Origin of the sequence: Xanthobacter sp. AM11 (genome assembly GCF_047444035.1) — a bacterium.
Lineage (GTDB): Bacteria > Pseudomonadota > Alphaproteobacteria > Rhizobiales > Xanthobacteraceae > Xanthobacter.
Map to the genome: position 1 here is coordinate 2,582,876 of NZ_JBLAOA010000001.1, position 12,966 is coordinate 2,595,841.

At 70.0% G+C, this 12,966-nt stretch carries 13 protein-coding genes; 7 read left to right on the forward strand and 6 right to left on the reverse strand.

The window, feature by feature from the left end; genetic code table 11:
• Window positions 1-5 precede the first annotated feature (5 nt).
• The 3 genes from ACI7BZ_RS11860 to ACI7BZ_RS11870 are packed head-to-tail and all read right to left on the reverse strand — an operon-like array spanning window position 6 to window position 2,475.
• A complete protein-coding gene (locus ACI7BZ_RS11860) occupies window positions 6-503 on the reverse strand; it encodes a DUF934 domain-containing protein (RefSeq protein WP_414117355.1) in 498 nt (165 codons plus the stop codon).
• Window positions 490-2,142 (reverse strand): nitrite/sulfite reductase, encoded by a 1,653-nt coding sequence (locus ACI7BZ_RS11865; RefSeq protein ID WP_414117356.1) that lies wholly within the window; start codon window positions 2,140-2,142, stop codon window positions 490-492. Before ACI7BZ_RS11865 ends, ACI7BZ_RS11860 begins: the two co-directional genes overlap by 14 nt.
• Before the next feature lie 18 nt (window positions 2,143-2,160).
• Window positions 2,161-2,475, reverse strand: a complete 315-nt coding sequence (locus tag ACI7BZ_RS11870; RefSeq protein ID WP_414117357.1) for a DUF2849 domain-containing protein — start codon at window positions 2,473-2,475, stop codon at window positions 2,161-2,163.
• Window positions 2,476-2,794: 319 nt separating this feature from the next.
• Between ACI7BZ_RS11870 and cysD the strand changes: the two genes are divergently transcribed.
• The 3 genes from cysD (at window position 2,795) to ACI7BZ_RS11885 (ending at window position 6,595) form a co-directional block, all read left to right on the forward strand.
• A complete protein-coding gene (cysD, locus tag ACI7BZ_RS11875; protein WP_414117358.1) occupies window positions 2,795-3,589 on the forward strand; it encodes a sulfate adenylyltransferase subunit CysD in 795 nt (264 codons plus the stop codon).
• Between the two features lie 158 nt (window positions 3,590-3,747).
• A complete protein-coding gene (gene cysC, locus ACI7BZ_RS11880) occupies window positions 3,748-5,679 on the forward strand; it encodes an adenylyl-sulfate kinase (RefSeq protein ID WP_414117359.1) in 1,932 nt (643 codons plus the stop codon).
• A 109-nt stretch (window positions 5,680-5,788) separates the two neighbouring features.
• Window positions 5,789-6,595 carry an enoyl-CoA hydratase/isomerase family protein gene (locus ACI7BZ_RS11885; RefSeq protein WP_414117361.1) on the forward strand — a complete coding sequence of 269 codons (807 nt, stop codon included), beginning with the start codon at window positions 5,789-5,791 and terminating at the stop codon, window positions 6,593-6,595.
• Between the two features lie 257 nt (window positions 6,596-6,852).
• On the opposite strand, the gene ACI7BZ_RS11890 is transcribed toward ACI7BZ_RS11885, so the two are convergent.
• Window positions 6,853-7,953: an Ldh family oxidoreductase gene (locus ACI7BZ_RS11890; protein ID WP_414117362.1), complete on the reverse strand. Its 1,101-nt coding sequence runs from the start codon at window positions 7,951-7,953 to the stop codon at window positions 6,853-6,855.
• A gap of 245 nt (window positions 7,954-8,198) precedes the next feature.
• Between ACI7BZ_RS11890 and ACI7BZ_RS11895 the strand changes: the two genes are divergently transcribed.
• The 3 genes from ACI7BZ_RS11895 to ACI7BZ_RS11905 all read left to right on the forward strand — a co-directional run bounded on the left by ACI7BZ_RS11895 (window position 8,199) and on the right by ACI7BZ_RS11905 (window position 10,178).
• Window positions 8,199-9,221 (forward strand): GntR family transcriptional regulator, encoded by a 1,023-nt coding sequence (locus ACI7BZ_RS11895; RefSeq protein ID WP_414117363.1) that lies wholly within the window; start codon window positions 8,199-8,201, stop codon window positions 9,219-9,221.
• A gap of 186 nt (window positions 9,222-9,407) precedes the next feature.
• Window positions 9,408-9,548: a hypothetical protein gene (locus tag ACI7BZ_RS11900; protein ID WP_414117364.1), complete on the forward strand. Its 141-nt coding sequence runs from the start codon at window positions 9,408-9,410 to the stop codon at window positions 9,546-9,548.
• 48 nt (window positions 9,549-9,596) lie between these two features.
• Window positions 9,597-10,178 (forward strand): hypothetical protein, encoded by a 582-nt coding sequence (locus tag ACI7BZ_RS11905; protein WP_414117365.1) that lies wholly within the window; start codon window positions 9,597-9,599, stop codon window positions 10,176-10,178.
• Between the two features lie 12 nt (window positions 10,179-10,190).
• Here the strand turns inward: ACI7BZ_RS11905 and ACI7BZ_RS11910 are convergent, their stop codons facing one another.
• Window positions 10,191-10,613 carry a SufE family protein gene (locus tag ACI7BZ_RS11910; protein ID WP_414117366.1) on the reverse strand — a complete coding sequence of 141 codons (423 nt, stop codon included), beginning with the start codon at window positions 10,611-10,613 and terminating at the stop codon, window positions 10,191-10,193.
• Between the two features lie 136 nt (window positions 10,614-10,749).
• Window positions 10,750-11,229, reverse strand: a complete 480-nt coding sequence (locus tag ACI7BZ_RS11915; protein ID WP_414117367.1) for a DUF5330 domain-containing protein — start codon at window positions 11,227-11,229, stop codon at window positions 10,750-10,752.
• A gap of 238 nt (window positions 11,230-11,467) precedes the next feature.
• Between ACI7BZ_RS11915 and ACI7BZ_RS11920 the strand changes: the two genes are divergently transcribed.
• Window positions 11,468-12,955 carry a sensor histidine kinase gene (locus tag ACI7BZ_RS11920; RefSeq protein WP_414117368.1) on the forward strand — a complete coding sequence of 496 codons (1,488 nt, stop codon included), beginning with the start codon at window positions 11,468-11,470 and terminating at the stop codon, window positions 12,953-12,955.
• Window positions 12,956-12,966: the final 11 nt, after the last annotated feature.

Sequence of the window (12,966 nt, forward strand, 5' to 3'; positions counted from 1 at the left end):
CACGCTCACCCGGCCGTCCCGGCCCGGCGCAGGTCGCGGGCGGTCGCCCGCCCGTCGCCGGTGGGCTGGTAGAAGACGGAATAGGTGGCGAGGGCCTTGCTGAACGCCTCCGCATCCGCCGCCTTTTCGAAGCCGAAGGCGTCGAATCCGGCACGAACCATGAGAAGCGTCTGGTCGCGCAGCACATTGCCCACCGCGCGCAGCTCGCCCTTGTAGCCGAAGCGCTCCCGCAGCAGGCGGGCCTGGCTGTAGGCCCGGCCGTCGCGGAACTTGGGGAAGGTGAGGGCCACCAGCGACAGGCGCGGCAGGAAGGGCTGAAGCAGCGTCACGTCCCTGTCATTGGGCCAGGCGACGCCGATCTCGCCGTTGCGTCCCAGGAGGTCGGCGCCCCCGGACAGGAGGCGGTCGGCGGAAACCAGCACCGGCCCGTCGGCCAGGGCGGCATCGTCGGCAATGGCGGTGAAGGGGTCGGCGGCGATCGCCCCGTTCTTAACGAGGGGCATAGGCGCGCTCCTTGAAAGGCTCGATGCCGAGGCGCTCCACCGCCGCGACGAAGGTTTCCGCCGGCGAGGTGCGCAGGTCGAGATAGGTGTCCACCAGGCGCTCCACCACGTCCACGATCTGGCTTTCCGGCACCGCCGGGCCGATCAGCTCGCCCAGGCGGGCCTTGGAATTGCCCTTGCCGCCCAAAGTGATCTGGAAGAACTCCTCGTCCTTCTTCTCCACCCCGAGGATGCCGATGTGGCCCACGTGGTGGTGGCCGCAGGCATTGATGCAGCCGGAGATGTTCACATGCAGCCGGCCGATGTCGGCGATGCGCGCCTCGTCGGCGAAGCGCTCCGTGAGCTTCTGGGCGATTGGGATGGAACGGGTGTTGGCCAGCGAGCAGTAATCGAGGCCCGGGCAGGAGATGATGTCGGTGATGAGCGCCACGTTGGGGGTGGCGACGCCGATGGCCTTCAGCTTGGCCCACAGGGCCGGCAGGTCTTGCTGGCGCACGTGGGGGAAGGTGAGGTTCTGCTCGTGGGCGACGCGGATCTCGCCATAGGCGTATTGCTCCGCCAGATCGGCGATGGCGTCCATCTGGTCCGCCGTCGCATCCCCGGGCGGCGCGCCCACGGGCTTCAGCGACAAGGTGACGATGGCGTGGCCGGGCACCTTGTGGGGCGCCACGGAATTCGCGTGCCAGCGGGCGAAGGCGGGATCGGCCAAGGCGTCTGCGAGCACGGCCGGCGCGTCCTCCAGGGGGGCGAAATCCGGGGTGACGAAGCGGTCGCGGATGGCGTCGAGGGCGGCCTCGTCGAGGCGCAGGGCGCCGTCGCGGATCTGCGCCCATTCCGCCTCCACGCGGCGGGCGAATTCCTCGGTGCCCACCTCGTGCACCTGGATCTTGATGCGCGCCTTGTAGATGTTGTCCCGCCGGCCGCCGAGATTGTAGGTGCGCAGGATCGCCTCCAGGTAGGAGAGCAGATCCTCTTTCGGCAGGAAGTCGCGGATGGTCTTGCCGATGAAGGGCGTGCGGCCGAGTCCGCCGCCCACGATCACCTCGAAGCCGGTCTCGCCGTTGCGCCGGTGCAGGCGCAGGCCCACGTCGTGCACGCGGATGGCGGCGCGGTCATGCCGGGCGGCGGTGATGGCGATCTTGAACTTGCGCGGCAGGTAGGTGAATTCCGGGTGCAGGGTGGACCACTGGCGGATCACCTCGGCATAGAGGCGGGGGTCTTCCACCTCGTCCTGCGCCGCGCCGGCCCACGGGTCGGTGGTGGTGTTGCGGATGCAGTTGCCCGAGGTCTGCAGGCCGTGGATGCCCACCTTGGCGAGGTCCGCCATGGCGTCCGGCAGCTCGGCGAGCTTGATCCAGTTGAACTGGATGTTCTGGCGCGTGGTGAAATGGCCGTAGCCGCGATCATACTTGCGGGCCACGGCGGCCAGGGCGCGCAGCTGCGGCGCCGACAGGGTGCCGTAGGGGATGCACACGCGCAGCATGTAGGCGTGGAGCTGGAGGTAGACGCCGTTCATCAGCCGCAGCGGCTTGAACTCCTCCTCGTTCAGCGCGCCGCAGAGGCGGCGGGCCACCTGGTCGCGAAACTCGGCGACGCGTTCCTCAAGGAAGGTCCGGTCAAACTCGTCGTAGACATACATGGGGATAGGGCTTCCTCGTCAGGCGGCGCCGGGCAGGGCGATGGTCGGACCCGCCGCGCGGATCCGCTCGCGCAGGTTGGCGGGCTGCGGCGTCCCGTCGCCGGAAAGGACGACGGAAGCCGGGTAGGCTCCCACCGCGGTGTTCTCGTCGGCATGGGCCCGGTCCAGCAGCGCGCCCACCGCATCGCCGGTGGCGGCCACCGCGGCATCGGCAAGCGTCGTGCTCCAGCCGCCCGATGCCGTGAGCCAGACCGATGCGCCGTCGGCCAGGCGGTTGGCCGTGACCACCGTGGGGCCGGTGATCCTGAGCTTGCGCTGCAAGGGAGAAGTCATGAAAGGCGGCTCCGCGCCCCGCCTGACGCTATTTCACATCGGGCAGCGCGCCAAATAATCCAGTTGACGTGTGTCTTAAGCTAAATTACCGATCCAAATTGCGCAATATGAAATTAATCGCCTCTCGGAAATGTAAATTCTACCGGATTGGTAGATTTTAGGACCGTTCCAGATCCTTCACGGCATGCGGAACGGGAATGGCCGGGCGGCGCATCCGCACTTGACAATCGCCTCCAACCGGGCGCGTAGCGTGCCTGACAGGCGGCTCAGGGAAGTTGGCAGGACAGGCGCCATCCGGGCGCGACGAGGGAATGACGGCATGACGCGTCTCGATGCGCTGGAAGCGCAGAGCATCTTCATCTTCCGCGAAGCATTCGCCCAGCTGCGCAAGATCGCCATGCTCTGGTCGCTCGGCAAAGACTCCAACGTGATGATCCATCTGGCGCGCAAGGCCTTCTTCGGCAAGCTGCCGTTTCCGGTGATGCACGTGGATACCGGGCGCAAGTTCCCGGAAATGTATGATTTCCGCGATCGTTACGCAGCGGAATGGGACCTCGACCTCATCGTCGAGGATTGCCCGCCCATCGAGAGCACCGACCCCACCCTGCCGCCGGCCGCGCGCTCCGCCGCCCGCAAGACCGAAGGGCTGCGCATGGCGCTGGCCAAGCACGGCTTCGACGGGGTGATCGCCGGCATCCGCCGCGATGAGGAGCCCACCCGCGCCAAGGAGCGGTTCTTCTCCCCCCGCGGCACCGACGGCGCCTGGAACGTGCGCGAGCAGCCGCCGGAATTCTGGGACCAGTACAATACCGCGCTGACCCCCGGCGCCCATGTGCGCATCCATCCCATCCTGCATTGGACGGAGATCGATATCTGGGCCTACACCCAGCGCGAGCAGATTCCGGTGATCCCGCTCTATTTCTCCAGGGACGGCAAGCGCTACCGCTCGCTGGGCGACCAGGACATCACCAGCCCGGTGGTGTCGGACGCCGCGACGCTGGACGAGATCCTCATCGAGCTTGCCACCACCAAGACATCCGAGCGCTCCGGCCGCGCCATGGACCACGAATCCGAGGACGCCTTCGAGCGCCTGCGGACGGCCGGCTATCTCTAGAGCACGCGCCGATCGGCTAGCGATGCAAGCTGATCGGATAACGCGTTCTCTATCGTCAAGTAGAGGGCGTTTCACCGATCAAACGGGTTCAACTCGATCGGATCGCGCTCCAGGCCGCCGCCCGCGCCCCGCCGTCCGCGCTTTTTGAAGAGATCCTCATGTCCGCTCGTCCGCTGTCCTCCTCCGCCCCCACCCCGGCCCCCGGCGCCCCGGCAAGTGCGCCCGAGCGCGAGCTGTTGCGCATCGTCATCGTCGGCCATGTGGATCACGGCAAGTCCACCCTCGTGGGCCGGCTGCTGCACGAGACCGGCTCGCTGCCCGACGGCAAGCTGGAAATGCTCAAGGCCGTCTCCGCCCGCCGCGGCATGCCGTTCGAATGGTCGTTCCTGCTCGACGCGCTGCAGACCGAGCGCGACCAGGGCATCACGGTGGACACCAGCCAGATCCGCTTCCGCACCGCCCAGCGCGATTATGTTCTCATCGACGCGCCCGGCCATGTGGAATTCCTGCGCAACATGGTCACCGGCGCCGCCCAGGCCGATGCGGCCATGCTGCTGGTGGATGCCGCCGAGGGGGTGCGCGAGCAGACCCGCCGCCATGCCTTCCTGCTGCACCTGCTCGGCCTGCGGCAGGTGACCGTGGTGGTGAACAAGATGGACCGGGTGGCGTTCGACCGCGCCGTGTTCCGCACCATCGAGGACGACGTAACCTCCTATCTCTCCGGCTTCGGCCTGCGGCCCAGCTTCGTCATCCCGGTGTCGGCCCGCGACGGCGACTTCATCTCCGAGCGCACCGCGCGCCTGCCCTGGTATGAAGGCCCCACCGTGATCGAGGCGCTGGACGCCTTCACCGCGCCGCCCGGCCTTGCCGACCAGCCCCTGCGCTTCCCCATCCAGGCGGTCTACAAGTTCGATGAGCGGCGCATCCTGGCCGGGCGCATCGAGAGCGGGCGCCTCAGCGTGGGCGACGAGATCGCGTTCGAGCCCTCGGGCACCACGGCGATGGTGAAGTCCATCGAGGCATGGCCGGGTCCGGCGCCGCAGACGGTGGAAGCCGGCCAGTCCGTGGGCATCACCCTCGACAAGGACCTGTTCGTCACCCGCGGCGACATGGGAGCCCATGGCGACCAGCGCCCGCGTGCGGCCAAGAGCCTGAAGGTGCGCCTGTTCTGGCTGGACGACGCGCCCCTGAAGGCGGGCGACCCGGTGGTGGTGCGCCTTTCCACCGCCGCCGCGCCCGGCACCGTGAGCGCGGTGACCAGCGCCGTGGACCCGGCCAGCCTCATCACCGAGGGGCAGGCGACATTGGGCCGCAACCATGTGGGCGAGGTGGAGATCGCCCTGCGCCGCCCGCTGCCGGCGGACCCCTACCATCTCAACGCGCTGACCGGCCGCATCGTGGTGGAGCGGGACCGGCGCATCTGCGGCGGCGGCATCATCCTGCACGCCGCCCGCGAGGCCAGCGTGGAGGTGGCGCGGCGCGGCCCGGTGGTGGCCGTGGATTCGGCCGTCACCGCCGCCGAGCGGGTGGCCCGCCATCGCCACCACGGTGCGGTGCTGTGGCTGACGGGGCTTCCCGCCGCCGGCAAGTCCACGGTGGCCCGCGCCATGGAGCGCCGCCTGTTCGACCTGGGCGGCGCGCCGGTCTACCTGGACGGCGACACCCTGCGCACTGGCCTGAATTCCGACCTCGGCTTCACCCCCGAGGAGCGGTCCGAGAACATCCGCCGCGTCGCTCACCTGGCGGCCTTCCTGGCGAAGAACGGCCACATCGCCATCGCCGCTTTGGTGTCGCCCACCCGTGCCGACCGGGCGCGGGCGCGGGAGGTGTGCGGCGGCACCTTCCACGAGGTGTTCATCCGCGCCTCGCTGGACGTGTGCGAGGCGCGCGACCCGAAGGGCCATTATGCCCGGGCGCGGCGGGGCGAGATCGCCAATTTCACGGGCATCTCCGCGCCTTATGAGGAGCCCCTGACGCCCGAGGTGGTGGTGGACACCACCGGCGACCTGCCCGCCTCGGTGGCGGCGCTGGAGGCCTATCTGGAAGAGGCCGGCGTCCTGTTCCCGGCGGATTCCGATTCGCCGATCTGAGGGCGATGCCCGGGCCGGGGGCGCCTTGTGGCGCCGCCGCGTCTTTGGCAGCTTGCGTCCCTTGATCCGGCCCGCATCATGTGGAGCCGGGCGCAGACGAGGAACGCCCATGAGCGCCGAGAAGACCGCCGACGATGCCCCGATCCTGCTCGATATTTCGGAGGGCATCGCCCGCATCCGCTTCAACCGCCCGAAGGTGCTGAACGCCATCGACGAGGCGGCGGTTCTGGCCCTGAATGCGGCGGTGGGGCGGGTGGCGAAGGATGAGAGCGTGCGCGTCGTGGTGTTGTCCGGCGAGGGGCGGGCCTTCCTCGCCGGCGGCGACGTGGGGCGGTTTCACGAAGCCGGGCGCGACGCGCCGAAGGTGGTGAACGCCATCATCGATCCGTTCCACCATGCCATGCTTTCCCTTGCCGCCATGCCGGCGCCTGTCATCGCCAGCCTGCACGGCGCGGTGGCGGGGGCGGGGGTTTCGGTGGCGCTGGCCGCCGACCTTGCCATTGCCGCCGACGATACCAAGTTCACTTTGGCCTATACCCGCATCGGCACCTCGCCGGACGGGTCGGCCACCTTCTCGCTGCCGCGGGTGGTGGGCCTGCGCAAGGCCATGGAAATCGCGCTGCTCTCCGACATCATCGACGCGCCCGAGGCGCTGCGGCTGGGCCTGGTGAACAAGGTGGTGCCGGCGGCGGACCTTGCCGCCGAGACCGATGCGCTGGCGCGCCGCCTCGCCGCCGGCCCCACCCTGGCCTATGGCCGCATCAAGCACCTGCTGCGCTCGTCCTTCGGCCACAGCCTTGCCGAGCAGCTCAATGCCGAGCGCGACGCCTTTGTGGCCAGCGCCGGCACGCGGGACTTCGCCGAGGGCGTGGCCGCCTTCGTGCAGAAGCGCGCCCCCACGTTCGAAGGCTCCTGACGCTGCTCTGCCGTCACGGGCGGGGCCGACCCCGGCGCAGGCCATTGCCGTTGCGCCGGGGTTGGCGAAACTAAAAACACATCTAAAAAATGTTTATTGACGCAAATCACTTTCCGTATAAAATTACTGGAAATAATGGAAAGTGAAATATGAGCACCGCGCGCGGCCGCGTCCTGCGGGACAGCATCTTCTTCCTCCTGGCGTATGGTGTCGTCGCTTCTGCCGTCCTGTTCGGCTGAAGCCCCGCGGCCGGGCGTTCAGCCCTGCACCGGCGCCGGCCGGGGCAGGGCGAAGCGGGCGGCGATGCGGTCGAAGGCCTGCGCCGTGGCCGGATCAATGGGAATTCCCTCCGCCCGCCGCTGGGCGGCCACCCGCCATTCCCGGTCCCCCGGCGCCATCACCATGTCGCCGTTTGCGGCGCGGGAACCGCGCAGGGTGTCGCGATAGCGCCGCATGGCCGCGTCGAACTGCACTTCCGGCAGGAAGGCGCCCGGCTTCAGCGCCATCACGAACGCCCCCACATTGCGCGGCGTGGCGAAATCCGGGCCGCCCATGGGGGCGATGTCGAACGACAGGCGCGCGCCGGTGAGCACGGCGCTGAAGATCTCCACCACCCCGGCCAGCGCCGCCCCCTTGAAGCCGAAGGCGGCGCCCAGCGGCGCCAGCATTTCCACCGCGTGGGGGTTGATGGTGTCGTGGCCCGCCGCGTCGGACGCCACTTCCGGCGGCAATTGCTGCTCCAGGCTGCGATAGAGCAGCACGCGGTTATAGGGGATGGCGCTGGTGGCCATGTCCAGCAGCCACGGGTCTTCTCCCGCCACCGGCGCGCCCATGGCGACGGGATTGGTGCCATGGAAGCGTTCCGCGCCGCCGTGCAGCCGCACGAAGCTGTCCGAATTGCAGAAGGCGAGGCCGAGGAAGCCCTTTTCCGCAGCCGCCAGCGCATAGGCGCCGGCCGCGCCGAAATGGGAGGAATCGCGGATGGCCACCGCGCCGATGCCGTACACCGCCGCCTTCTCCATGGCCCGGTCCATGGCCGCATAGGCGGCGCGCGCGCCATGGGCATGGTCCGCCTCCAGCGTCGCCACGGCGGCGGCGCCCTCGCTGAAGTGCAGGTTGGGGCGGCCGGTCACGCGGCCGCCCTCGATCACCGTCACATAATGGTCGAGCAGACGGACGCCGTGGCTGTCCACCCCGAAGCGCGATCCATGGAGCATGGCGCGGCTTGCCGCTTCCGCCGTCGCCGCATCCGCGCCGGCAGCCACGAGCGCCGCTTCGCAGAAGGCGAACAGGCTCTCTTCCCGGTGGCGCTCCAGCGTGGGAGCGGAGGAAGCGGCGGCAGGGGGGAGGGGGGGCATGAACGTGGGTCCTGATGCGGCGTGTCGTGAGTGTCCTATGTAGACAAAGGACGCTGCGCCTGTAAACTACCATTCGCCCGGCCGCCGAGGATCTGCGACGTGTTGCCATAAGTCGTTGGCAGTCTTGGCATCGATCGCGCGGTGGGGCACCCTTTGCGCTTGGGGGTGCGATTGCGTGGGCCAGTCGCGCGCAGCATCAGAACAAGGAGCCGGGCGGTCCAGTGATGTCGGAAGAGGTTTCAATCGTGCCTTCGGAGAGCCGCGACGACCTGGCTGAGCGGATGCCGCCGATTGCGGAAGCCAGCGGCATCGCCCCGCGCCTGTACGAACGCGCCTTCGATATCCTGGCCGGGCAGATTGCCGCGGGCGTGCTCCCGCCGGGCGAGCGCCTGCTGGAATCGCGCGTGGCGGAACGCTTCGGCATTTCCCGGGCGCCGGCCCGCCAGGCCCTCGCCCGGCTGGAGCGGGTGGGGCTGGTGCGGCGCGCCGAGGGGCATGGCTTTCTCGTGGAGCGCCTTCCCGGCTCCCTCGCCGTGCCGGAGCGCGCGCCCGCGGAGCCGGCGCCGGTCCAGCTCGCCGCCCAGTCCAGCTGGGAGCGCATCTACAAGAGCGTCGAGCAGGAAGTTGTGGCCCGCACCGCCTTCGGGGCGTGGCGGGTGGTGGAGAACCACCTTGCCGCCTATTACGACGTGAGCCGCACGGTGGCCCGCGAGGTGCTCTCGCGCCTCAGCCAGCGCGGCCTTGTGAAGAAGGACGCGCGGCTGCACTGGTTTGCGCCCGCGCTCACGCCCGCCTATGTGGCCGAATTGTTCGAGATGCGCGCCATCCTTGAGCCGGCGGCGCTGCGGCAGGCCTTCCCCCGGCTGCCGCCGCCGGCGATCAGCGATCTTGCCCGCCATCTGCGGGAGGCCATGGGGCGATCGGGCAGCCTGACCGGGGCGCAATTGAGCATCCTGGAAACGGAATTGCACGTGGACCTGCTGGGCCACTGCGGCAACGCCACGCTCATGGAGGCGCTGGCCACCTATCAGTCCATGCTCGCGGCGCTCACCTTCCTTTATCGCTGGTCGCCGCAGTTCTACGCGCCGGAACCCTTCCTTGCCGAGCATCTCGAAGTGGCGGAGCGCCTTGCCGCGGGCCACCCGGATGCGGCGGCCGAAGCGCTCACCCGCCATCTGCGCGGCTCCTTCGGCCGCGCCGTCGAGCGCCTGGACCGGGTGCGGCGGGAGTTCGTGCCGGGGCCGCTGCCCTATCTCGCGCAGCTTTAGGGGCGGGGCGCGCGCCGCAGGGGTCACATGCCCGTGACGCCTCTGGCAGGGATGCGGCGAATCATCATTTCATTGATGCAGTCGGGTGCGCTGCCGGGCGAACCGCGATAAGGTCACAAAGTTCGCCGGCACATAATCCGCGCCCCGTGGTGATTTCGCCGCGGGGGATCTGGTGGAGATCAGTCCATGTCCCTGCTTGCCGCTACCGCCCTCGCCATTGCAGCCGTCGCCGCGGCGATGGCCCTTGCGCAGCGCGCCGCGCAGGAGAAGCGGCTTGTGCCGGTGCCGGTGCCGGTGCGGGTGCGCGCCCGTCGCGGTCAGCGGTGAGGGCAGGCCTTCTGGCTCGGGGGCAGGCCGCAGGCGCGGGGATTTTCCTTGGCCGATAACGAAGCCATCGAGATCCGCGTGGAGCGGGTTTCCCAGCTGTTCAACATGCTGGACCCCTTTCCCTTCCGCGATCGGGACCTCGATGCGGACGCGGAGGCGTTCATCGTCGATTGGGCCCGGGAACTGCCCCCCGGCGATCCGATACACATCATCGTGCATTTGCCGGCGGCAGAGGCGGGAACGCGGGAAGCGCAGGGCCTTGCCGATGCGCTGACCCATGCCTTCGCCAGCCGGGCGTCGGCCCTCTCGGCGGAGCTGCGGGAGCTGTTCCGCATCGGCCGGCTGTCGCTGGTCATCGGCTGCGGCGTGCTGGCCCTGTGCCTGGCTCTCGCCCGCGTCGTCGGCGAGATGGCGGGACGGGAGAATATCGCCGGCTTCGCAGCAGAGGGCCTGCTCATTCTGGGCTGGGTGGCCCTGTGGCGGCCGATGGAGATCTTTCTCTACGATTGGTGGCCCATCGCGCGGCAGCGCCGGCTGTTCCGCCGGCTCGCCGCCGCCGATGTCGCGGTGCGCGCCACCCGTCCGGGTGAGGCCGCGCAGCCCATGCACGCTCCGCCCTTTCCCGCGTAGCCCGGCCCCGCCTCAGGCGGCGGCGAGGGCCGCGTGGGCGTGGGTGCGGATGCGCTCCACCATGGACCGCAGGCCGTTGGAGCGCTGCGGGGTGAGGTGGCCTTCAAGCCCGATCTGCCGGAAAACCCCGAGGATATCGGTTTCCAGGATCTCCTTCGGGCTGTGCCCCGTCACCAGCGTGAGCAGAACGGCCACCAGCCCGCGCACGATATGCGCGTCGGAATCGCCCTGGAACTCCAGCACGGTCCCGGCCGGGGTCTGGCGCACGCTGGCAATGAGCCACACCTGGCTGGCGCAGCCCTGAACCTTGTTCGTGTCGTTGCGTTCCGCCTCCGGGAAGGGGGGCAGCTTCTTGCCCAGCTCGATCACGTGGCGGTAGCGGTCTTCCCAATTGTCCAAGAATTCGAAATCGGCAATGAGATCGTCTGCATTCATAAGGCTTGTTCCTCGTCCCACCTGACCTGCCGCGAGACGGCTTCCGGGCGCAATATGGCTCCGTGCGATGCAGCATAGCACAGCCGGCAAAGGCCCGCTGCCAGTTTGTGGAGGCCGCCGCCGGCCCCGCGCCGGATCAGGCGGGACGCCGCGGCGGCAGGGGCGGGCCGGCGGGCGGCGCGGCGGGTGCGCCGGTGGCCGCCGGTGCAACGGTGCGGCCGGCCTCTCCGCCGCCCCAGGCGGGCAGAAGGTCCTGCGGCGTGAGAGACTGGGGCGCCAGCAATTGGGGGGCAAGGTCGAGGGCGCCGGCCTGGCCCGGGGCCGCGGCAGGACGGTCTCCGCCCGCCCCATCGCCCGCGGAGGGCGCGCCGAGGGATTCGTAAAGCCACTTCGCGCCCACCTGCGCCTTTTCGGTGAGGTGGGTCACCATCTGCCCGCCCACCGCGCAGGCCTGCGGCTGGCGCTCGCAGAAGCCGCGGGCATCGGCGATCACGGCCTGCGCCGCGCCCAGCGCATCGAACACGCTCACGCCCTGCCCGTCGGCGCCCTTGAGGCCGAGCGGCAGCAGCAGCAGCACGAGGCCGAGCCAGAAGGCGAGACGCAGCAGGAAGAACATGGCTCCCTCACAACAGGCGCGGAAGAGCTTCCGACGCCTCCCGAGAATACCAGTTCCCGCCGGCCTTGAGCCCCGCACGGACTGCCGGCGGGCAGGACTTTTCAAGACATCGTTAACGCTGAAGCATCATCCCCGCGCCGTTTAGCACTCGCTTAAAGCCTGCCGTGCCAAGGTTTTGGCCACATCACGACGGCAATGCGGGGCCGGGCTCCGCACACTGCACTTGACAGGGGGCGACGTGCGTCACCTCGACAGCGGCCTATTTTCAGGTCCCTACCGCTCCGAACCGCCCGCGCAGACCGGTGGCGACGATGCGCTGCCGCGCCTCGCCAGCCTCGGGCGCGCCACCGCGGCGGTGCTTGCCGCCCTCGGCGTCCTGGCACTGGCGAGCGGTGCGGCGGCGCTGCTCATCGAGGCGGGCGGGCTGGTGCATGGGGCCGCATCCAACGCCACCTTCCTTATGGCCTCGGGCCTCGCCTGCGGCGCGCTGGCGGTGGTGGCGGGGGGCCTATCCCGCGCCGCCCGCCATGCGAGCGAGGCGGCCCTGCCCGCCGGAGCGCTCCTGGTCACCCGCCACGGCGCCCGCGGCGAGGTGCTGGCCGTGGACGCGCAGGACGGCCCGTTCGCCGATGCCGCAACCTTGCTGGGTCCTCTCCTGTTCGAACGCGTGCTGGTGGCGGACCGGCCGGCCTTCCTTTCCGCCGTGCAGGCGGCGGCGCGCGGGCACACGGTGTCCTGCGAGCTGCGGCTGCGCGCCAATGCGGGTGCCGCCACCCCCTCCTTCCTGGCGCTGGAGGCCCATTGCCGGCCGGCGCGCGGCGCAGAGGTGCGCATCGTGTGGCGCGCCCCGTGGCGCGCGGCCGATGCCGAGCGGCTGAAGGCGGATGCAGAGGCCCGCGCCCGGGCCGAGGCGGAGGAGGCCAACGCCGCCAAGAGCCGCTTCCTCGCCGCCATGAGCCACGAGCTGCGCACCCCCCTCAACGCCATCCTCGGCTTTTCCGAGCTGCTGGCCATGCCCTCCGGCGCGCCCCTGGACGAGGCCCGCAAGCTCGAATACGCCCGCATCATCCACGACAGCGGCCAGCACCTGCTGGGCCTCGTCAACGACATCCTCGATCTCTCGCGGGTGGAGGCGGGGGCCTACGAGCTGGAGCGCGAGGCGGTGGACGTGGCCGCCCTCGTGGAGGGGTGCGCGCAGATGGTGGCCATAGATGCGGCGCGCAGCGACGTCGGGGTGCGCACCCATGCCCCCGGAGGCCTGCCGCACCTTCAGGCCGACCGGCGCGCATTGCGGCAGATCGTGCTCAATCTCCTGTCCAATGCGGTCAAGTTCACCCCTGCCGGCGGGCGGGTGCAGGTGGCGGTGCGGGTGGAAGGGCAGGGCCTTGCCATCCGCGTGCGCGACACCGGTCCCGGCATGCGGGCCGAGGATGTGGCCCGGCTGGGCGAGCCCTTCTTCCAGGCGGGCGACTGCGCCCAGAAGGCGCGGGGCAGCGGCCTGGGCATGGCCGTGGTGAAGGGATTGGTGAAGCTCCACGGCGGCGACATGCGGGTGAACAGCGCCCCGGGCCGCGGCACCAGCGTCACCGTGAGCCTGCCGTTCGGCGCCGCCGGCGCGGAGGGCGAGCGCCCGGCCCGCAGCGAGGGGGTGGTGTCGCCTTTTCCGGTGCGCGCGGAGGCCGATGCGGCGCGTCGCGCGCGCAGCGCCATGCCTGCGAAGGGCTGAGCGTGGTTGGT